General features: G+C 65.9%; 19 protein-coding genes and 1 pseudogene. 5 read left to right on the plus strand and 15 right to left on the minus strand.

Features of this window, described 5'->3' with window-relative positions; all coding sequences use genetic code 11:
- Window positions 1–16: 16 nt before the first annotated feature.
- From ACSQ14_RS24375 to ACSQ14_RS24390, 4 genes and pseudogenes are all read left to right on the plus strand, one after another.
- The gene (locus ACSQ14_RS24375; protein WP_436017410.1) at window positions 17–826 is read left to right on the plus strand and encodes an NAD(P)-dependent oxidoreductase; all 810 of its coding nucleotides are present in this window, start codon (window positions 17–19) and stop codon (window positions 824–826) included.
- 43 nt (window positions 827–869) lie between these two features.
- Window positions 870–2,180, plus strand: coding sequence for an MFS transporter (locus ACSQ14_RS24380; RefSeq protein ID WP_436017412.1), 1,311 nt, complete (start codon window positions 870–872; stop codon window positions 2,178–2,180).
- A 707-nt stretch (window positions 2,181–2,887) separates the two neighbouring features.
- On the plus strand, window positions 2,888–3,727 hold the full coding sequence (locus tag ACSQ14_RS24385; RefSeq protein WP_436017414.1) for an alpha/beta hydrolase: 840 nt from the start codon (window positions 2,888–2,890) through the stop codon (window positions 3,725–3,727).
- A 230-nt stretch (window positions 3,728–3,957) separates the two neighbouring features.
- Window positions 3,958–5,336: pseudogene (locus tag ACSQ14_RS24390) on the plus strand (transposase).
- Between the two features lie 126 nt (window positions 5,337–5,462).
- Here the strand turns inward: ACSQ14_RS24390 and ACSQ14_RS24395 are convergent.
- From ACSQ14_RS24395 to ACSQ14_RS24465, 15 genes are all read right to left on the minus strand, one after another.
- A complete protein-coding gene (locus ACSQ14_RS24395) occupies window positions 5,463–5,924 on the minus strand; it encodes a hypothetical protein (RefSeq protein ID WP_436017416.1) in 462 nt (153 codons plus the stop codon).
- A 116-nt stretch (window positions 5,925–6,040) separates the two neighbouring features.
- Window positions 6,041–6,538, minus strand: coding sequence for a hypothetical protein (locus tag ACSQ14_RS24400; protein WP_436017418.1), 498 nt, complete (start codon window positions 6,536–6,538; stop codon window positions 6,041–6,043).
- 1,007 nt (window positions 6,539–7,545) lie between these two features.
- Window positions 7,546–8,841, minus strand: a complete 1,296-nt coding sequence (locus ACSQ14_RS24405) for an ISNCY family transposase (RefSeq protein WP_436012104.1) — start codon at window positions 8,839–8,841, stop codon at window positions 7,546–7,548.
- Between the two features lie 186 nt (window positions 8,842–9,027).
- A complete protein-coding gene (locus ACSQ14_RS24410; RefSeq protein WP_436017420.1) occupies window positions 9,028–9,462 on the minus strand; it encodes a type II toxin-antitoxin system VapC family toxin in 435 nt (144 codons plus the stop codon).
- A complete protein-coding gene (locus tag ACSQ14_RS24415; RefSeq protein WP_436017422.1) occupies window positions 9,459–9,710 on the minus strand; it encodes a type II toxin-antitoxin system Phd/YefM family antitoxin in 252 nt (83 codons plus the stop codon). The genes ACSQ14_RS24410 and ACSQ14_RS24415 overlap by 4 nt, the downstream gene beginning before the upstream one ends.
- A 267-nt stretch (window positions 9,711–9,977) precedes the next feature.
- Window positions 9,978–10,274, minus strand: a complete 297-nt coding sequence (locus tag ACSQ14_RS24420) for an addiction module antidote protein (protein ID WP_436017424.1) — start codon at window positions 10,272–10,274, stop codon at window positions 9,978–9,980.
- 213 nt (window positions 10,275–10,487) lie between these two features.
- A complete protein-coding gene (locus ACSQ14_RS24425) occupies window positions 10,488–10,862 on the minus strand; it encodes a VOC family protein (RefSeq protein WP_436017426.1) in 375 nt (124 codons plus the stop codon).
- Window positions 10,863–10,912: 50 nt separating this feature from the next.
- Window positions 10,913–11,461 (minus strand): nuclear transport factor 2 family protein, encoded by a 549-nt coding sequence (locus ACSQ14_RS24430; RefSeq protein WP_436017428.1) that lies wholly within the window; start codon window positions 11,459–11,461, stop codon window positions 10,913–10,915.
- A 47-nt stretch (window positions 11,462–11,508) separates the two neighbouring features.
- Window positions 11,509–12,372: an SDR family NAD(P)-dependent oxidoreductase gene (locus ACSQ14_RS24435; protein ID WP_436017430.1), complete on the minus strand. Its 864-nt coding sequence runs from the start codon at window positions 12,370–12,372 to the stop codon at window positions 11,509–11,511.
- 47 nt (window positions 12,373–12,419) lie between these two features.
- Window positions 12,420–13,241 (minus strand): TauD/TfdA dioxygenase family protein, encoded by an 822-nt coding sequence (locus ACSQ14_RS24440; protein WP_436017432.1) that lies wholly within the window; start codon window positions 13,239–13,241, stop codon window positions 12,420–12,422.
- Between the two features lie 98 nt (window positions 13,242–13,339).
- Window positions 13,340–13,945, minus strand: a complete 606-nt coding sequence (locus ACSQ14_RS24445; RefSeq protein WP_436017434.1) for a TetR/AcrR family transcriptional regulator — start codon at window positions 13,943–13,945, stop codon at window positions 13,340–13,342.
- 574 nt (window positions 13,946–14,519) lie between these two features.
- Window positions 14,520–16,844 (minus strand): TonB-dependent receptor, encoded by a 2,325-nt coding sequence (locus tag ACSQ14_RS24450; protein WP_436017436.1) that lies wholly within the window; start codon window positions 16,842–16,844, stop codon window positions 14,520–14,522.
- A gap of 285 nt (window positions 16,845–17,129) precedes the next feature.
- The gene (locus ACSQ14_RS24455; protein ID WP_436017438.1) at window positions 17,130–17,324 is read right to left on the minus strand and encodes a ferredoxin; all 195 of its coding nucleotides are present in this window, start codon (window positions 17,322–17,324) and stop codon (window positions 17,130–17,132) included.
- A gap of 12 nt (window positions 17,325–17,336) precedes the next feature.
- Complete coding sequence (locus tag ACSQ14_RS24460; RefSeq protein ID WP_436017440.1) at window positions 17,337–18,581, minus strand: cytochrome P450; 1,245 nt, start codon at window positions 18,579–18,581, stop codon at window positions 17,337–17,339.
- Window positions 18,582–18,595: 14 nt separating this feature from the next.
- Entirely contained in the window at window positions 18,596–20,350 is a 1,755-nt protein-coding gene (locus ACSQ14_RS24465) for an N-acyl-D-amino-acid deacylase family protein (protein ID WP_436017442.1), read from the minus strand.
- Between the two features lie 217 nt (window positions 20,351–20,567).
- Here ACSQ14_RS24465 and ACSQ14_RS24470 point away from each other — a divergent pair, with 217 nt between their 5' ends.
- Window positions 20,568–21,143 carry a TetR/AcrR family transcriptional regulator gene (locus ACSQ14_RS24470; RefSeq protein WP_436017444.1) on the plus strand — a complete coding sequence of 192 codons (576 nt, stop codon included), beginning with the start codon at window positions 20,568–20,570 and terminating at the stop codon, window positions 21,141–21,143.
- Window positions 21,144–21,190 lie beyond the last annotated feature (47 nt).

Here is a 21,190-nt window from a genome sequence, read left to right on the forward strand (position 1 = left end):
CCGGGAGCCGCGCGCCATGGATCAGGTCAAGTCGAACAAGCCAGTCTGCGGTTTCATCGGCCTCGGCAGCCAGGGCGCGCCGATCGCCAGGCGGATGCTCGACGCGGGCCTCCCCGTGGTGCTCTGGGCGCGTCGGCCAGAGACGCTGGAGCCCTTTCGCGGGTCGTCTGCAAGGATCGTCGACAGCGTCGCCGAGCTGGCCGCAGCGGCCGAGCACGTCGGGCTCTGTGTCCTCGACGACGCGGCGGTCCTCGAGGTCTGCGACCAGCTGATCCCCGCCATGCGTCCGGGCGGGCGGATCGTCATCCATTCCACGACCCTGCCGCAGACCTGCAGGCGCGTGGCGCGCGCCGCGCAGGCGAGCGGCCTTGCGGTGCTGGAGGCGCCCGTCAGCGGCGGCGCGCCCGCCGCCCAGGCCGGTGTCCTGACGTTGATGACCGCCGGGACGCCGGACGTGCTCGAGCAGGCGCGCCCCGTGCTCGAGACGTTCAGCGCCCGCATTCTCCACCTCGGCGACTATGGCGCCGCACAGGCGGCGAAGCTGCTCAACAACTCGCTGCTCGGGGCCAATATGGCGATGGCGCACCAGGCGCTGATGGCCGCGGAAGACCTGGGTCTTGAGCGCGCCAGCTTCCTTGAGCTGCTGCAGGCGAGCAGCGGCCGGAGCTTCGGGCTCGAGGTGCTGGCGCGGCAGCCCAGCCTCGAAGCCTTCGCCAACGGACCCGCCCTGGCGGAGAAGGTGCGACTGCTCGGTGAAGCGGTCGGCCACGCCTCGCCTGAGGTCGATGTACTGGCTCGCGCCGTGGCGTCGGCCTTCGGAAGATGAGCGCTCGCCGCCGCAACGCACCGATGATGGGAGAACGAACCAGGTGAACAGGTCCACGCAGGTGGGAGCGGCCGCGGCTGAATGGCGAGCTCATTGGCCCGTCGTCCTGGCCGCGATGGCGGGCTTCTCCTTCTACTCTGTCGGAAGCTACACAACGGGGCTCTTTATGGAGCCGCTGGCGAAGGAGTTCGGCTGGGGCCGAGCGCAGATTTCAGCCGGGCTGCTCGTCACCTCGCTGCTGACGATCCCATTGTCGCCGGCCGTCGGCGCGCTCATCGACCGCTGGGGATCGCGCCGACTTGCAGTCCCCGGCATGGCGCTCGCCATCGCCGCCATCGCTTCGTTCGGCCTCGCGAACGGAAGCGTCAGCCAATGGCTATTGCTCTGGACCATCTACGGCGTCGTCTCCCTCGCGATTAAAGCCACGGTTTGGACGGCGGCGACCTCAAACGCCTTCACCAGCGGCAGAGGCCTGGCTCTCGGCTTCGTCCTCTGCGGCTCCGCCCTTACGCAGACTATCGCGCCGGTGCTCGCCGAGCGGCTGATTGAAACGTTCGGATGGCGGCAGGCCTACCTTTGGCTAGCGCTCGGATGGGGCGGCCCCGTCCTGATCCTCATCATGCTGTTCCTGTTCGAGCCCGCTGATCGGCTGAAGGGGCGGGGCGTCGCCCAGCGCGCGGCGAGAACCGACAAGGCGGACGCCGCGGGCGGCCTCGGGTTCCGCGAGGCGTTCAGCAGCGTGCCGCTCGTGCGCATCGGCGCTTCGACCCTGCTCTTCATGTTCCTGACCGTCGGCGTGCTAATCCATCAGGTGCCCATCCTGACCGAAGCCGGCGTCTCCCGTTCGAACGCCGCCCTCCTGGCCAGCCTCGGCGGCATTGCTGGGATCGTCGGCAAGCTTGTCACTGGCTGGGCGAGCGACCGCGCGGACGGCGGCACGGTCGGCGCCATCACCCTCAGTTCGACGGCCGTCGCCTTCGCCCTGCTGCTGGAGCCGATCCGCTCGCCGGCCTCCATCGTGATCGCCATGGTCATCATCGGCTACGGGGCCGGAACGAAGCTTCAGATCACCGCCTACCTGACGAGCCGCTACGGCGGCTTGCGCAACTTCGGGAAGATCTTCGGCGTGATGGCCAGCCTGATCGCCGTCGGCGGCGGTCTCGGTCCGATCGTGGCCGGCGCTGTCTACGACCACTTTGGCAGCTACACTTACCTGTTGCTGCTCGGCATCCCCGGGACACTGTCGTGCGGGCTGCTGATCTTTAGACTCGGGCCTTATCCCCGCTGGGAGGAAGGCGCGCGGCCGCAGCCGCAAGCAGGGCAGGGGGAGCCCTCCCGGGAGCGATTGGCATGACGGGCTGTTCACGCCGCGCCTTCAACAAGACGCTGCTGGCCGCTGTAGGCGCATTCGGGGCGCCTTTCGGCGTGAAGGCGGCGCCTGCGACAAGCCAAGCCGCAATAGAGACCTACAAGATCGCCGCGACTACCTGGAGCTTTCACCGTCAGCTCTTCGGAGGTGAGCTCAAGGCCACGGACATGCCGAAGCTGGCGAAATCGCTCGGCGTCGACACCTTGGAGTGGACCGCCAAGACGTTCAGGCCGCTCACCGGCGACCGGGAGCTGATGTTCAAAGCCCCGCCGGCGGCGCTACGCCGCAGTCCGCCAGCGACAGGGCTCCGAATGGCTCCCGTAAACGGAAGTCCGGCGGTTCCCGCAGAGGCAATCCCGAAATTCAGCGGCGCAGCGCGTGACCCCGCGTTCGGCCGAGCACTCGACGGGCTTTACGGTAACTGTGCAGGCCCGCGTGGGACAAATGGCGCAGCGCCACTAGACACATGCCTAGCAAGCAGCGCTCAAGTAAGCGCCAGCATGGACAGGGGGGACCAGGAGATGTTGATCGAGCGTGCCGCCGATGAAACGGTTGTCAGCAGCGGGAGGCGTGCTGCCCCTTTCCGGCGAGACATCAGGCGCCGGGTCATAGGGGCGCTGGTGGTCGGGGGTTTGGGCGGGACGCTGGTTGTGGCCCCCGCGGCGGCACAACGGGGGCCTGCGCAGCAGGCGATGGTCGAGAACGTCGCCGCGCTCGCCGATCCGGCTGCGATCCCGCTTTATGCGGGCGACAAGGTCGGCTCAGCCAGGGACGAGGTCTGGACGCGGCTCGGGCCGATGAAGGTGGTGCGCAACGTCACCCGGCCGACGCTGACGCCGATACTGCCGCCGCCGGGCAAGGCGACCGGCGCGGCGGTAATCCTGGCGCCGGGCGGCGGCATGATCTTCCTGGCGATGCCCCCGGCCGAGATTGCGCGAAACCTGGCGGACAAGGGCATTGCCGTTTTTGTGCTCAAGTATCGGGTCGAGCCGACCCCACGTGAAGTGGCCGAGCTGATGGCGTTCCTCAACGGCATGCAGGAGCGCTCGAAGCGCGGCGAGGTGATCCTCGCCAATCCTGGCGGCCGTGCTGACGCCCAAGCGGCGGTGGCGCTGGTGCGCGCCAACGCCGCCAAGTGGGGCGTCGACCCGAAGAAGGTCGGCTTGCTTGGTTTCTCCTCGGGCGCGCAGGTCTCGCGAACCGCCGCTTTCTCTGCCAAGGCTGAGGCACGCCCGGACTTCGTCGGTCTAATCTACGGCGCGATGGATCCGGTCGAGGTGCCCGCCTTCGCCCCGCCAATGTTCGCCGCGATCTCGATTGATGACACCACGGTGCCGAACGCCGGCTTCCCGGTGGTCGAGGCCTGGCGCAACGCCAAGCGCCCGGTCGAACTCCACGCCTATCAGACCGGCGGCCACGGCTTTGCCACCGGCGGTCGCACTGCCACGCATCGCCGGATGCTCGATCAGTTCACCGCCTGGATGGCGATGAACGGTTTCCTCCCTGATGCAACGGAGAGTACCCAGAAGTGACCAGGCCTGCCGATTTCGCGGAGCGAGTACGATAATTCGGCCTGCCCAGCCTATACCACGATTGTCCCGGCGCCGGGTGGTGGCTCAGCGCCAGCCCGCACCTTGGCGCCCGCGATAGCTGCAAGCGGAACTTCCCCACTTCGCCTAAGGGTGGATGCTGTTGAAAAAGGCCCGTTGAAGCCGTGACTCTGGCCTGATTCACTCCTGCTGAGGCGGGAGGGTGGCGGGCGATGATGGGCGAGCGTCGGGTTGAGCAGGGCGCGCTGTTCTACGAGTTCTCGCTGGACCGGCACGTCCCTCAGGATCACCTGCTCCGGGCCGTCGATCCGTTCGTGGATCTGGGCGGCATCCGCGCGCACCTGGCCCCGTTCTACAGCTCGATCGGCCGGCCTTCGATCGATCCGGAGCTGATGATCCGGATGCTCCTGATCGGCTACTGCATGGGCATCCGCTCGGAGCGGCGGCTGTGCGAGGAGGTCCACCTCAACCTCGCTTACCGTTGGTTCTGCCGCCTGGGCCTGGACGGCGACGTGCCGGACCATTCCACCTTCTCGAAGAACCGGCACGCCGCTTCCGCGACAGCGATCTGCTGCGCGAGCTGTTCGAGAGCGTCGTGCGCCGCTGCATGGCCGAGGGCCTGGTCGGTGGCCAGGGTTTCGCCGTCGACGCCAGCATCATCCGCGCCGACGCCAGCCGGCACAGGACCGCCGTCGACGGCGCGGCGGGGCTGCCGCCTGAGGCCGCTGGCCGGGCGATCGAGGAGTACTTGGCGGTGCTGGACGACGCGGCCTTCGGGGCGGCGACGCCGGTCACACCCAAGTACATCTCGCTGTCGGATCCCGCGTCGCGCTGGACCGCCGCGCAGGCCGGCCCGGCGAGCTTCGCCTACTGCACCAACTACCTGATCGATCTCGACCACGCAGTGATCGTCGACGTCGAGCCCTCCACCGCCGTGCGCCAGGGCGAGCTCGCCGCCTGCCGTACGATGGTCGAGCGGACCAATGCGCGGTTCGGTCTCTACCCAGAGCGCCTGGCCGCGGACACCGCCTACGGCACGGCCGAGATGCTCGATTGGCTGGTCCACGAGCAGGGCATCGAGCCGCACATCCCGGTCTTCGACAAATCCCAGCGGAAGGACGGGACGTTCTCCCGCGCCGATTTCGCCTACGACCACGCGACCGACGCCTACACGTGCCCAGGCGGCAAGCTGCTGATGTCTCGCCGACGCGCCTTCAAGGTGGAGCGGACGGCCGCACCGCCGGACGACACCATCCGCTACTTCGCGAGCAAGCACGACTGCGAGTCCTGCACCCTGAAGCCGATCTGCTGCCCCGGCCGGCCGGCCCGCAAGGTGACCCGCTCCATCCACGAGGGCGCGCGCGACATGGCGCGCGACATCGCCAAGACCGACGCCTACGTCACCTCCCGGCGCGAGCGGAAGAAGGTCGAGATGCTCTTCGCCCACCTCAAGCGCATCGTCGGGCTCGACCGGCTGCGCCTGCGCGGCCCCTGCGGCGCCCGAGACGAGTTCCTCCTCGCCGCCACCGCCCAGAACCTACGGAAACTCGCCAAACGGATCCCGGCCCGCGCTCAGGCCTGCCCAGCCTGAGCTCCGGGCGACGTGCGTCGCTACCTGGCGGCCGAAAGATCAGCCGCCTTTTTCAACAGCATCGACCCTAAGCAGAACTCGGCGTCAGCAATCCATCGTAGCGACCGGAGCATCCCCAAAACGCGATCACTCCCAAGAGAACATGGTGCGCAGCTGGCAGTCGGAGGGCGTCTGCCCCTCCTCGAACAGACTCACGCGGCTGATCGCTTCGACTTGGCGTGCCGTGAAAGGGGTCGTCGAACTAAAGTACGCAGCGCCATGTCCGCCATTCCAGATAGCGATCTCATAGCTGCCGCCCACCCGACGTTGCTTCGACCTTGCCGGCTTCGCATTGGATGCAGGTCCGATCAGCCGACCCTTCGGACGGCTGGCCCAACCGATGCCGTGAACCTTCAGCGAGCCGAACGCTCCCTCCCACAAGAAGCTGCCGCCGTGGATGCCGCCTTCCAGAACGGTGACGCTCTCGCCGGGAAGCAGATCGATGATCGGCGCGTAGCCGCAGAAGCGGCCAGGCCCCGTGAGATCAGCGGCTTCGCTTTGCCCCGCGAGCACCAGGGCTCCCACCAGCGCCATCATCGATGATCGCATCGTTTTCGGCTCCTCCCCAGGAGGTGCAGCCAGAAGGCTGACACACTTCCGCTTTCCACCCTACGTGGAGCTCTAACGGCCGCTTCCTGGCTCCGCTCTAACGGGCGCTCCCGACCCTATCCGGAAGTTGGCCGCGCGATCGCGACCTGTGGGCGTGTGAACTGGTCGGTTCCACGGCAGACCATATTCCGAACCTTGAGGGCTACCTCGTCCAAGGTCGCGGCCAGGCGATTCACCTGCGAAAGAGTCGACGTCATTTCGGGGCCATAGCGGCTTACCAGGTATTCGCGGGAGCCGGCCATCGCTCTCAGATGAGCCTCAGTGCGTTTGCGAAGCGCGAGGCCGCCTGCAATTGCCAAATCTGTCCGGGCGGCGAGGTCATGCTGAAGGCCGCGCACCTTGGCTGGCGTATGCCCGAGGTGGAGAAGCAGTGCGTTTAGATAAAGCTCCACGGCGTGGATGGCTGAGAGACGGTACGGCGCACGAGAAATGGGATCACCGGGCCGCCCGATCGCCGCCAGCGCGCCCGCAGCGCGCCGGTACTCGTCGGCGAGGCGCAGTAGGTCAGTCGGACCTGCGAGATCTCCAGGATATCGAGCGTCGTCGGAGGGCATCGGCCCCATCTTGACGGATCGGGGTTACCGAACCGCTTCCTCCGGTCCAACGCCCGCTTTCGGAGGCGGCCCTACCAGCGCTCACCACCCTTAGCCGAAGTGGGGAAGTTCCGCTTTTAGGCCGGTCGCCGGTCGCCACAGGAGCATTCCAGCTCCGTGGGCACCGGGGGGACGTGGGGGACAAAAACCTACGGGGTCAAAAACCGCGGTCCGTTACACCAACCAGGCCCGACTCAAGCTTGGCTGATGTCTACGCCGGTTAGAGATGTCGCGGTTTGCGCCGATTAGAAATGTCAGGGCAGGGGCGTCTGGTGTCGGCCGACGGGCGGGCGCGCAGCCCACAACCCGCGCAGCGGCCGACCGCCCGGCCGGCGCACCGGAGATCATGACGGCGGGTTTTCCGAAGCGCGCCGGCAGGCGCGCGAGGCACGTAGCCGGACCTGTCAGGCGGAGGTCTGTTGAGCCTCGACGACAGACCTGGCGATCTCCTCCGAGGTGCGATCCAGTAGATCACATTGGATTAGGCGGGCGCTTCCATCAGCCGTCGTGATTTTCAGCTGCTCAGGTCGCCCAGTTAACCGGTCGCGCGGTCGAGAAGTGACGGTCGAGATCTCTCGCAGCGCGATCTCGAATGGTCGCCATTGCCGCGAGATCAAGATCCCACCTCGGATGAGGAGCGCTGCGCTATCTGACCGCGAGCGCCGATACGCGCGAGCATAGGGGGCGATCTTGTACATCACCCAAGCGGTTACTGCTGCGCACACGAAGACGTTCATCTCGTATCGCAGAATGACTGACCTTACGTACTCGTCGGGGTGAGCGATCTGCCAGGCCAAGGCGACCGTCGCGGCAGCTCCAACAACTGCCCAAGCAGAGAGAAGCAAAATAGCTCGTCTGGCTTTCGGTCTGGAAAAGCGCGCGATCGATTGGCCGTCGGAGTTGGCATCATGCTCAGGCATTTCGAGAGTCGTAAGGCGCGACCTTAAGCTGTGCAACGTTGCGAGCGTTCACTCGACGCCGAACATGTGCCCAGTCTGGTCGCGGCGCTTCGGCGCCTTGCAGCTGCGCGCCGGCGGCGGCTGGGTGTCCTGATAGGCCTTGATCATCTCCAGCAGCGAGCCCAGCCGCTTGTTCTCGACGACGGCGGCCTGGTTGACCTTCCGGATCTTGTCGAAGGTGCGGTAGGCGAGCTCCTCGCCCTGGTAGCGGATGGCGATCCGGCCGTCGGGATAGTCGACGACGGTCACCCGCTTGCCGATCGCCGATTGCGCGGTCTCCGATGGCTCCACGATGAACAGCACCTTGTCGTACTGCAGGGTCAGCGACTGGGAGAGGGTGCGTTCGACCTGCCAGGTGAACTCGTCGTCCAATTGGTCGCGCGGCGACATCGGCCGGTGCAGATCCTTCGGATTGGCCGGGACCTTGCCGAAGCGGGTGTTGTAGTCGGCGACGAAGCCCGGGAGGAACGCGTTGCCCTCGGCGATCGTGCTGATGGCGGCCAGCCGCAGCTCCTTCACCAGCCGGTCCTGCAGCGTCTTGTTGGCCCGCTCGACGCGGCCCTTCGCCTGACTGGAGTTGGCGCAGATGATCTCGATGTTCATCTTGCTCAGCGCCCGGCCGAACTGGGTCATCGCGTCGCCGCTGACGCCGGGCTTGCTGACGCGGAACACCGAATGCCGGTCGCTGTAGAACGCCACCGGCTTGCCGTGCGCCTCGAGGTAGGTCCGGGTCGCGGCGAAGTAGGCGAAGGTCGACTCCGACTCGACGAACTGCAGGTGCATCAGCCGGCTGGTGGCGTCGTCGATGAACACCAGCAGCGTGCACTTCGGCCCGCGGGCCTCGAACCAGCGGTGCTCGGAGCCGTCGATCTGCACCAGCTCGCCGACGCAGTCGCGCCGGTAGCGCGGCTGGTAGATCTTGCGCCGCCGCTTGGCGCGCGCGTCCCACAGGCCTTCGGCGATCATCCAGGCGCGCAGCGTCTCGCGTGAGACGGTGATGTCGTGCAGCTCCAACAGCTTCTCCGCCGCCAGCGTCGGGCCGAAATCCGGGTAGCGCGCCTTGATGATGTCGATCGCCGCTTGCCGCACGTCCGCCGGCGTCTTGCGGTTGCTCGGCCGGCCGCGCTTCTTCGAGACGATCCCGTCAGCGCCGCGCAGCCGGTAGGCCTTCAGCAGCCGCCAGACCTGGCGCTCGCTGAGGCCCAGCACGCCGGCCGCGGCGCGCACCGGCAATCGCTCGGCGTCTACGTCGCGCAGCACCTCGAACTTCGACAGCTCCGCATCGCTCATGATCCGCACCGCCATCGACGCCGTCTCCCAGCCAAGCTTGGAGGGAGGCTGACGTCTCTAATTTGCACGGCACTGACATTTGCACTTTGCGGCTACAGCTGATCCGCGCCCAATGGAAATTATGCGAAATATTCCAGCGATATCAGCATGTTGATCAGCCTCGCTGATCTGAGATGGTAGGAGCCCTCCGGGCCCAGGTGATCACCCTGCCATCTGCAGCAGCCGCGTCTCCACTCCCAACACCTCGGCGGCGGTTGCAAGCCGCCGATCCAGCGTAATCAAAGCGAGATTAGCCCGCCGGCAGATGGCGGCATGCAGAGCGTCCGGCGCCCTCAACATCAAGTCGAACCGACGGACGAAGATATTTGCGAGACGAACGTCAGCGGCGTTCATGTCGATGTCTTCCGTCGCGGCGACCCGCCAGGCGTCGAAATCGGCGAGCCGAGCCGTGGCGTCTTCCGGGCTGATCCGCGCGGTTCGCACCAGGCGTGACAGCGCTGACGCGACCTCAGCCGCTGCGAATTCCGACACGACGAGCGGCCCTGACGTCGCGCCGATGAAGTCGTCGACGATGGCGCTGCCTGGCTCCTCGATTAGCATCGGGAGCAAGGCGCTGGCGTCAAGGTAGGCGGTCAATCGCGGTCGTGCTCATAGAGTTCGTCCAGCAGCTCAACTGCCGTGATCCTGACCAGGGGCCGCTGCGCACGGCGGCGCTTGAGCCATTCGTAGGTGGCCGCATTTTGCGTCGCCCGCTGCGCTTGGATCGGACGAAGCTCAGCCACTGGGCGCCCATGCCGGGAGATCACCACCTCCTCACCCTCGAGTGCCCGATCTATCAGCCGCGGGAGGCCGGTCTTTGCGTCCGCGACGCTATACGTGGTCATCTAGGCAACTCCGTTATGACCATCATGATGGTCATAACTCTTGTGGAATTCAAGCGCAGCGCGACCAGCCGTACGCGGCCAGCTCTGCGGATCCGCGCAGAATCCCAAGCGCCCCCTCCTGGTGCGGTGACGTAATGGAAATTATGCGGAGAAAATCTCTGGGCCGGCACCGCTGACATCGATCAGCTATATTCAACACCCAAGACTGCTGCGTCTGCGCGCCGCCCGATTTACTCCGCCGAACGATCGGCCAACTTAAAATGACATTCAGGCGTGTTCAGGGATGCGCTCGGGTGTCAGCCTAAATCCTAGAGCTTGGGCCACCTTAAGCACAGTGCCGAACTCCGGATGCCCGTCAGAACTTAAAGCCTTGTAGAGCGCTTGGCGGGTGATGCCAGTCTCCTGGGCTAGCAGGGTCATTCCTCGAGCTCTGGCGACAACGCCAAGCGCATGGGTGATGTAGCCCGCGTCTTCGGACTCGAAGGCGTCTTCCAGGAAGGCCTCAATGGCTTCGGGAGTGTCCAGCACTTCAGCCGCATCGAAGCGGCGCGTCTTCAGGGGCATGGGGCTCACTTCTCCAATTCCCGAGCCAGCTCCTTGGCCCGTTTCGCGCGAATCCGCCTCCACGAGCCGATCTTTGAAGACGCTCGACGGCCAGGTGTCTCGCGCGGCTGAAGGGTTTCCAGCTCGCGCGGCGACCCCGCGCGAGCAGCGGCTCAGGCGCGGGCCGCTCAAGGTCGACCTACACTTCGCGGAAGGAAGTCGACGGCGCCGCCCTCAGGCCTCTCTCACGCACCAGGCGACAAGCTTGTTGCCGGTGGGATCGCGTAGGTAAGCCGCATAGGAGTTCGGAATGGCCGCTCGCGGCCCCGGCGCCCCTTCGTCGCTGCCGCCAGCGGCAACGCCGCTGGCGTGGAAGGCGTCCACGGCGGCCACGTTTGGCGCCGTGAGCCCGATGGTGACGCCGTTGCCGAAGCTCGCCGCCGCGCCGTCGATCGGCTTCGTCACCATCAGGATCCCGCTCTCGGCGGAATAGATGACGCGCCCGCCCATTTCCGCGCCCGACCCATATCCAAGCGCGCCGAGCGCGGCGTCATAGAAGCGCTTTGCGGCCGAAAGGTCGTCAGCGCCGACCACGATGTGACTGAACATCTGTTCCTCCGATATCTTTCACAGACTGGGTCGAGGCTTTCTAGCCGCCGCTACCAGCGCACCCCGTCCCGCTTGGCGACGATCGGGCGGTCGTAGGACGGGTCGTCCTTGCCCCACAGCGCCTTGAGGAAGCCTTTGACGTTCTGCGAGTAGACCCAGCTGGCGTCAGCATCGGCGGTCATTTCGATCGTGCAGCGCCGGGTCCGCATCCGCCACTCGCCGTTCCGCTTCTCGAGCTGGTCGAGATAGCGGCCGAACGCGATCGTGGTCTTCTCGCCGTTGAGCCAGAACAGTCCGCCGACCACATAGGACTCGCAATAGGCCGTATCGCCGTCGATCTCGCAGAGGTGGTTGGTGATGTTGTGGCTCGTCATGTGAAAGTTCATGCGATGCCCGAGATTGGCCTTCTCCGGATAGTCCGGCATGCCGGTGATGACCGAGCCATGCTCGTCGACGCCGTCCTCCCACCAGCAGCTCGCGATTTGTTCGGAGTCCTGCCGGTCGCGGGCGCGACTTTCTCGTTGAATGCAGTCGAGAATGTCCTGCCGATCCTTGAGGTAGCGCACCGTCTGCAGCAGTTCGCTAAGGTCCTGGTCCATGATTTCCTCCCTTCGGGCGGCCGTCGACCGCCCCTCGTTGAGCGAGCTTATCGGATCACGCTAGGGTACTGCACGCGGGGCTCGACCTTGTGGGTCTTGCGGTAGGACGGGGGCTGACGACCGCCCTCGTCCTGGACGCCGTACTTCACCGCCAGCTCCGCGCCGATCAGCGTCTGGCCGGACAGCTCCATCAGCTGCGGATCGTTCCAGAGCGCCCAGATGACGTGGCCGGTGAATTCCGGCGTCTCGATCTGTTCCTGCAGATAGCCGTACTTCTCAGGCTCCGCGGCGATGATGTTCTTCAGCCGGTCGGTCAGCAGCGCGCCCATCCAGATCGAGATCGCGGCGACGTTGAAGTCCTGGAAATCGACGGCCATGTCGGCGGCGAATTTGTCCATGCCGGCCTTGTGCGCGCCATAGGCCGGACCGAAGACGTAGTGCACCGCGCCCGACGCCGAGGTGAAGATCACCAGGCCGCTCCGTCGTTCGACCATCTTCGGCGCCGCGTAATAGGTCGCGACGTATCCGCTGCGCAGGCCGACATCCATCAGGTCGACCAGCTTGAGCGGCTTCTCCCAGAAGTGGCCCGGCGCGTTGAGCTCGTCGTAGATGGCCGCGGCGTTGTTGACGAGGATGTCGATCCGGCCCTGCTCGCGCTCGACCTGTTCGATCAGCGCCTTAACCTGAGCGTCGTCGCCGCTGTCGCAGCGCACGGCGATCCCCTTGCCGCCGGCGGCGGTGACCGCCTCGGCGGTCTCGTAGATCGTGCCGGGCAGCGGGTGGTCGCCGGATTTTTCCGAGCGGCCTGTGACGTAGACGGTGCAGCCGTGCGCGCCGAGCGCGATGGCGATGCCCCGGCCGGCGCCGCGGCTGGCGCCGGTGACGATCGCGACCGGATTTTGGTTCGCCATGCTTCTTCTCCTCCGGGATGTTCTTGGTTCTGGCTGTCCGTCGCTGTTCAGGCGAACGGCTCGTCCCCCTGGATCGTCGTGCGGTGCATCAGCCGGCCGCTGTCGAGCGCATAGGGCATCGCCCGGTGCATGGTGCCGGTGTTGTCCCAGATCACCAGGTCGCCGAGCGTCCATTCGTGGCGATAGACGAACTGCGGCTGTGTCGCGTAGGCGCGTAGGCGCGTCAGCAGCGCCCAGCCCTCGCGCAGGTCCATGCCCTCGACGTGGCTGGCGGTGGAGCCCAGCACCAGCGATTTGCGCCCGGACCGGTGGGTCCAGACCAGCGGCAGGGTGTTCGGCTGGAAGGTCTGCCAGGCCTGCAGGTCCTTGTAGGACGGCTCGGGGTTCACATAACGCTGCGAGACCTCGAACATGTGCACGACTTTGAGCTTCTCGAGCGCTTTCTGTTCGCTCTCCGGCAGGTCATCCCAGGCCGCGTAGGTGTTCGAAAACTCGGTCTGGCCGCCCACCGGCGCCAGCCTGCGGCCGCTCATGATCGAGGCGAAGATCGGCACGTCCGACATCGTGCCGTCGATGTGCCAGTAGAAGGCCCCTTTGGTGTACTCCGCCACCGGGTTCACCTTCGGATCCATGCTGATCTTGAAGACGTCAGCCTCGACGAGCGGCCCGAGCGTCCGGGTGAAGGCGATCTGCTGCTCGTCGGTCAGGTTGAGCTGGCGGAAGACCACCACGCCACGCTGCTCCAGCAGCGCGCGGATTTCCGACGAGAACTCGCCGCGCACCAGCGCATCGACGTCGGCCTTCAATTCGCTGCCGATCTTCGGCGTCAGATCCGTCCGGGTGAGCGTCGCCTGAACTGTGGTCGACATCAATCCTCTGCTCCATCGGCGGCCCAGGTTCGGCCGCGTCGCTAAACAGGTGTTTAGCGACGCAGAGCGAGGCGTCAAGCGCAGCGAAGGACGCAGTGTCAGACGGCCGAGGTCTGGGGCTCAGACCGCGGTTCGAGCCGCTGAAGCAGCCAGTCAACGATGGCGCGGGCGTCTTCGTGACCGGAGGTAATTCCGACGCCCTCCTCCATGGTCAGCGCACGGGCGGTCGCGGCGAGCAGAACCGTCACGCCCGCCGGGGTGAACAGCTTCCGGTCGACCGGCGATCGATCCAGCACCCGCTGCATCGCCTCCGCCTGCAGCTCGCGCGCCTGTTCTGCATAACGAGCGATCTCGACACCGATGACCTTGCGATGGTTGGCGAGCGCGCGGAATTCCATGGTGAGGTTCGTGCGGACCGCGTCCGAGCTCAGGTCCCACAGGGCCTGCAGCGGCTTCTCGCTTTGAAGCGCGGCGGTCAGCTGCGCGAGGTTGCGCTCGGTCGAACGACGGTAGAGCGCCACGAGCAGGTCGTCGGTGGTCTTGAAATAGCAGTGCACCAGCGCCGGCGTGAGGCCGACCTCCTTGGCCACGCGACGGGTGGTCACTGCGGCGTAGCCTTCCTCCAGCATCAGCCGCTCGGTGGCGTCCAGAAGGACTGTGCGCGTGGCGGAATTCTCCGGCCCGAACCTCCGCGTGGTCTTCACGTCCCCTCCTCCAGCATATCGATGGCGCAAGCCCTAGGAGGGTTAGGTCGTGTTCGCAATGCGAAGCGGCGCCTCGGGTCACACCAAGGATGAAAGCGGTGTTCATCACCTCCCCGGCCTGGCGCTCCCACAGCGTCAGCTTGTCGTGCCAGGGCGAGTCCGGGTGATCGTCCGCCCGTCAGCCGACCTCAGGCGATGTTCGACGCCATTCCCGCGGCGGGTGGTTTGCGTCTTTGAAAGAGCTCGCGACCGTCCAGTCCATCCGCGCGGGCGCCGCGCCTCGCCTCGCCTCGCCGGAGGCTCAGGCCGGACGGACCTGAGCTGGCAGCGGGATCCGCTAGGTCAGCGCAGCGGTCGCAGCTCATAGCCGCACCATGGCTGCGCGTACGGAGGGCCGCAACGGGTCGGGTCCGGCCGTCAGGTGAAACGCCGGCGAGCGGACCTTCCGAGCAAGCGAGACGTGTGGTGACCGGACCTGAGGCCGTCCGAGTAAAGCGGATAGCCCGCCCAGGCTCACGCCTTCGAGCGATTGAAGGAGGACAACTCGACTGTCCTCCTCCGCCGATCATTAGCGCTACTGCATCCGCAAGGGGCGGAAGGTCACCCGCAAGCCGACGTAGCGTCCGCGCTCGGGAATGCAGGCGGCCTCGTCGTCGCCGGCGGGTCCCTTCGTCGTGCCGCCCGAGATCTGTCCGCCGAGGACCGAGCCGTTCTGCGGATTGGAGTTGGTGCAGCCCGCCGCCACGATCTCGTTGGTCAGATTGTTGCCGATGAGCGCGACTTCCCAGGCGTCTTCCCGCCCGCGGAGGGCAATATTGGCGTTCAGCTTGCCGTAGGCGTCCTGGTAGAACCCGGGCGCATTGATCAGGGCGGTCGAGTACTCAGAGGTGTAGGAGGCGTTCGCGCCGAGCGCGAGGGTCAGGCCCCCCGACAGCGGCCGCTCATAGTCCACGCCGACGAAGCCCATCCACTCCGGGGCGCGCACCAACTCCTGGCCCGACAGATCCTGCGCGCTGAACCGCTGGGTCGCCGGGTTGAACAGCTGGTTGCATCCCTCGGCGATCGTCTGCCCGCCGCCGCAGGGAGCGTTATTGAAGGTCTCATAGCGCGACCGGTTCCAGTTCACCGCGGCGCTGAGGGTCAGCCCCTGCACCTGCGGCGGCGAGTAGGTGGCGTCAAAGTCAACGCCGTAAACCTTCGCCGAGGCGGCGTTGAGGGTGCGCAGCGCAATCGTGCCGTCGGGGTTCCGCTCGTTCGCTCCGACCTGCAGGTCGCTGTACTTGTAGTTATAACCGGCGACATTGAGCTGCAGCCGACGGTCGAAGAGCCGCGACTTGAGGCCGGCTTCCCAGCCGCGCACCCGCTCGTCGTCGAACGAGGCCCGCGTCGTCGCCGGCACGAACTGGATCGTGTTGAACGAACCGGACTTGAAGCCCTCTTTGTAGGAGGTGAAGAGCGTCAGCTCGTCCGTCGGGCGGTACGTCAACGAGACTTCTGGCGAGACGTTGTCGGACTCGATCTTCGGATCGATCCGGTTCAGCGGCCCGATCGGACCGTTGGCTGGATTGCGGTTGATCTCGACGTGGGTCCGCTTCTCATTGGTCCAGCGCGCGCCCGCCGCCAGCTCGAGCTCCGGGGTGATGTCCCACATCGCCTGGCCGAAAGCCGAGACCGAGCGGATGTTCACCTGGTGCAACACCGACTGGAGAGTCGGCGGCAGGCCCAGCGTGATGTTGGAGCGGATCGTGACGTCATGCTCCATCTTGCCGTTCTGGTAGAAGCCGCCGACCATGAAGTTGACCGGACTGTCCTTGAAGTCCGAGTTCAGCCGCAGTTCCTGAGTGAACTGGTGATTGCGGAACTTGTTGTCGAGCGCCAGGGTCATAACCGCCGGCACGCCGCTGCCCTGAATCAAGAACTTCTGGTTCAGGTCGTAGCCGCCGGTCACCGAGGTCAGGGTGAAGTTCTCCCCGAGCGCCAGGTTCTGCTCGAGCGTTCCAAACCGCTGATACTGCCGGGAGAAAGGCATGCCGGCATTGGCGATCCCAGGAAAGCCCGAGGGGTCCATCCAGCCCAGCGCCGCGTTGCGGTTCACCTTGCAGTCGTCGCCGGCCAGGAAGGCGATGTTGCGTGGCGGAACCCCGCCGGTGCCGTCCGGGCAGTAGCCGGTCTGCCCGTAGAAGCCGCCGCCGTAGATCTCGTTCTGGCTGTAGTTGAGCTTCAGCCGTGCGGTGTAGACGGAGCCCGCGTTGAACAGGGCGGTTCCGCGGACGATGAACGCCTGTTCCGGCGCCATGTTGCGGAAGGTTGGCGTGCGGGTGCCGAAACCAGGCGTGGCCACCGCGACGTTCTTGAAGAAGCCCTCCTGGTCTGAGTAGCGGGTGGCGAGGCGCAGCTTCAGGTTTTCGCTCACCGGGCCGGAGACGATGAGTTCGCCGACCTTCTCCTTGGCTTCGAACTCGTAGCCGGCTCGAACGATCACCTCGTGCTCGCTGGTCGGGTCAGCGCTGCGCAGCGAGATCACGCCGGCGGGGCTGTTCTTGCCGAAGAACAGCGCCTGCGGACCTCTCAGCACTTCCACCAGGCCGACGTCGAACATGCCCGTCTGGTAGGCCAGCGACTGGCTGAGCTGCAGGCCGTCGACATTGAGCGACACCGACTGATCGATGGTTGGATTCTGCGCGGTCGTGCCGATGCCGCGAATGGAGATCTGCTGGCCAATGGCGCCGATGCCCGCGCCGATCAGGATGCCGGGAACGCGTGCGGCGACCCCGTAAAGGTCCTGGATGGCGTACTTCTCCAGCGTTTCCTGAGCGATGGCGGTCTCCACCACAGGAACGCTTTGCAGCGCCTCCTCGCGTTTGCGCGCGGTGACGATGACTTCCTCCACCTGCGCCATCGCTGGAGCGCTTTGCAACACAAGGCCGAGCGCCACTGTTGCAAACAGAAAGGCCTTACCGGGCATGTGTTCCCCCTATGTGTTTTATGTTCTGAGCCGCTGTTTCAGCGCCGGTCGGCGCCCACGGCCTGGTTCAGTCTTGATCACCGTCCGCCGAAAGCCGCTCCTCCACCGTGGCTTCCGCTTGCATCTGTTTCTGCTGACGAACAGGCCGTGGCCCGCGACGCGCAGCGGCTTACGCCCTAACCGCGCGCTGCGTGCGCCAGGGCGCGAAGGATCAGGGCGTCACTTCGCAATCGACAACGCGCTCTTTGGACAAACTCGGACCGCAGCCGCGATCTTGGCTTCCTCGGCGGGCTCGAACTCCTCCTTCAGGAGGCGGAGGTTGTCGTCGTCGTCGAGTTCGAAGACGTCCGGCGCTTCGCGCGCGCAGTTGCCGTTTCCATCACATAGCGCCCAGTTGACGACGACCCGCATCATTCCCCGCTCGATCTAGTCCAGGACCAATACAGGCAGGTTCAACCAGCCGCGCTGCATCACGCCCCTGTTCCTCGCGCCTTCTTCCAGGGCGAACTCGAAATGCTCAACCCGGCTGAGGAACTCATGCGCTAGGAGGGTGATCTCCAGCGTCGCCAGGTGCTTGCCGATGCAGTGGTGCTGACCCAGGCCGAAGGAGAGCACCCGCGGGATCGGGCGGTCCCAGACGAACTCGTCCGGCTGGTCGAACTCGCGCTCGTCGCGCGACGCCGAGTGCAGCAGGCAGGCGACGCGTTGACCGGCGCGGATCTTCTGACCAGCGATCTCCAGATCCTGGTGCGCGGTGCGGAAGGTGTATTGAGCCGGCGCGCAGAAGCGGATCATCTCCTGCACGGCGATCGGCAGGTTCCGGTCGAGGTCGGCGCGCACCGCAGCCAGCTGCTCCGGCCGCCGCCACAGCTCCATGATCCCCTGGGCCGTAACCTTGGGCATGGACTCGATTCCGCCCACCATGGCGCAGACCAGCTGGTTGCAGATCTCCTCGTCGGACAGCGCGCGTCCCTCGGGCTCGACGCGGTAGTTGATCAGGCCGTCGATCAGCTGGTTACTTCCGTCCGCGCCGCCCGCGCGACGCAGCTGGATGGCCGGAATGATGTCGTCAGTCAGGGCCGTGAAGAAGGCGCCGAGATCAACGCTCTGGCCGGGCTTGTAGCGCGCCAGCTCGTTGACCTTCTGCATGATCTGCTCAGCTCGGCTCGGCGGCAGGCCGAACAGCGAGCAGATGACGGTGACGCCGACCACGCCGGCGTAGTCCATGGTAAGATTGAACTTGCGCTGCGGCAGCAGCTTGCCGAGCCGCTCGCTGGCCAACTGGCGGATGAAGTCCCTCAGCGCCGCCACGCTCTTCGGCCGCAGGGGCGCCAGGTGCGCCGCCCGCATCTCCTCGTACCAGGGCGAATGCAGACTGGGACCTGGCGCCATCGGGTTGAGCGAGGCGAGCGGCGGCGCCTCCTTGTTGTGGTTTGCGCGCAGGTAGTCCGGCGTCGGCAGATTGCTCTCGGTGGCGAGCAGGATGTTGTCGCCGATCCGCAGCACCTCCCAGACTTCCTCGAAGCGCGAGAAGAAGAAGGTGTCGTATGCGCGATCGTAATAGACCGGGTGCTCGTCGCGCAGGATCCGGTAGACGGACTCCAAGTCGGCGACCACTTCCGGTGCGAAGAGATCGATCTGAAAGTCCGGGCTCAGCGTCTCGGTGGACATGGCGGCGCCCGGCGTCAGGCGGCGTTCGCCGAGCGCGTGGCCCGGCGATCGCTGGTGACGCGGACCAGGCGACCTGGCGTGGCGCCGGTCGGCCGGTCGCGACGGTGAGTCACCACCCCGTTGACGATGATGTAGTCGTAGCCGCCAGCCTTGCCCTTCCGGCGCCAGTCGCCGTTCGGCATGTCGTGGACGATCTCGTAGCGGCTCTGGTCGAAGTAGAGGTCGTCGAGGTCGTAGATCAAGATATCGGCCCAGAAGCCGGGCAGAAGGGCGCCGCGGTCGTAGATCTGCACCGAACGGGCCTGCTTCAGCGCCAGGTGGAAGTGCATCTCCTCGACGCTCACCAGCTTCTGCTCACGGACCAGCCAGAGCATGATGTCGGTCGGCGCGTGGCCCATGCCGAACGACTTGGTGTGCGCCCCGCCGTCCGATCCGCCGGTGACGACTGCGGTGTGCGTCATCAGCCGCTGCGCCAGCCGCGGATCGTCGGCGGTGATCTGCGCCGACTTGAGCTGCAGCGCGAGCTTGGAGCGCAAGCCCAGGTCGATCAGAACCTGCGCCACGTGGCGGCCTTCCGCCTCGGCGATGTCGCCGAGCGTGCGGCCGAGATAGGGCTGCAGCGCCGGATCTTCGCCGACGGCGATCACCGACTGGCCCTCGAGCCCGTTGCCGCCGTTGGTCGGCCCCTTGCTGCTGTACTCCTCGGCGAACGCGGTGGCGAAATCCGGGTCGGCCAGGAGCGTCAGCACCTCCTCGTCCGAATTGCAGGCGCTGATGCGCCGAACGGCGTGCAACTGACCGGCGGCGGTGTCGAGCTGGCGAAGGCCCGCCTCGATCCAGCCGCGGTTGACCATGCAGCTCGAGTAGATGTCGCAGCCCTGCGCCCGAAGGCCGTCTAACCAGGCGAGATCCTCCTCGATGGTGTTGATCACTTCGGAGGTCATGAAGCTGTTGTGCAGGAGGCGGACGCCGGAGCCTCGCGCCTGCAGCGCCATCCGCTCGCTGACCGAGCGGTCGCCATAAATGAGCAGGTGCGACAGCAGCTGGATCACGCCCTCGCCGCGTTCCACGAGCGCGCGGCTGATCTCCAGGATCACATCGTGCTCCAGGCAGTCGGTCGGCATCGGGGTGCCGTCGCAGTCGATGTGGGAGTTGCCCTCCTCCCCCATCACCGACATCGAGATGCCGATCGCGCCGGCGTCCATCGCCTCGTTGATCAGCCGGTGCATCTCCGCGATCTCGGCGGCGTTCGGCTGGCGCGACTTGGCGGCCTCGACGCCCATCACATAGACGAGCAGCGGATTGAGCGGCAGGTAGCTCAGGACGTTCACGCCCTTCGGCAGCTGCTCGACCCGATCCAAATACTCGGGGAAGGTCTGCCAGTCCCAGGGCAGCGCCGCGCGCTGGTGTGAGACCGGGATCTGCTCTGTGGTGGCGAGCATCTCCATGGTACGCTCGACGTCCTGCGGCCGGACCGGCGCGACGCCGAACCCGCAGTTGGCGTTGACCACAGTGGTGATCCCATTCTCGCCGGAGTTCGAGCAGTAGGGGTCCCAGAACAGGGCGACGTCATAGTGCGCGTGCTGCGTTACATGCCCGGGTGCGACCAGCTTGCCGGCGGCGTCGATCACCTCCTTGGCGGCGCGGCCGCGCAGGTCGCCGATCTCGGCGATGCGCCCGGCGCGTATGCCGAGGTCGGCCCAATACGCAGGGCTGCCCGTGCCGTCGACCACCCGGCCGCCGCGAATGATGGTGTCGAAGCCGACCATCACAACCTCCCGGAAACGCTTATTCTTTTCCAGCCAAGGGCCGCCGGCGGCGGGCTCATTAGCCAATTGACTAAAATGTTAGTCAACTGTCTGAAACAGTCAAGCGAAACGAGGCATGCGAACAAGCGAGCACGTTCCTCGTTCCCGACAACCTTAGCTTTACGCGGCAAGATCGCGCGGCGTAACAAGGCGAGACTACGCGTGTGGGGGCGGATAAATGGCGTCTAGGCGCTCCGGTTCGGAGAATTCAGCTACAAGAGCCGCGATCCTTGAGGCGGCCTACGAGATCATGATCGAGAACGGCTACGCGGCCGTCACCGCTCGCAGCATCGCGGCCAAGGCGAATCTGCGATCGAACCTGCTGCACTACTATTTTCGGACGATGGACGAGCTGTTCATAGAGTTGTACCGGCAGGTCGCCGGCGACTTCGCCGAGCAGAGGCGCGGAATTCTTGGATCGGAGCGGCCGCTGACAGCGCTTTGGGACGTCACCAGCGACCCAAGAAACGTGACGATTATCTATGAATTCGTCGCTCTTGGTAATCACCGCAAGGAAATACGTGCGGAGATCTCCAAGTACGGCAATGAATTGCGAGACCTCAATTTGAGCATCGTCACCGAAACGCTCAATCGCAAAGGCTTGACCTGGCTTCCGTGGCTGGCGCCTCTCGTCACGATCGTCCTGGAGAGCGTCGCCAGGAGCCTCTCGCTGCATGGAGCGCTCGGCGTGACCTCCGGTCGCGAGGAGGCATTAAGCATTATCAGGCGCGTGATGGATCTGCTGGAGAGCTAGGCGACGGATCCAGGGATCCGTTTCGGACGCGGGGAACCCGCACTCAC

It is taken from the genome of Phenylobacterium sp. LjRoot219, from assembly GCF_964252995.1.
GTDB lineage: Bacteria > Pseudomonadota > Alphaproteobacteria > Caulobacterales > Caulobacteraceae > Phenylobacterium.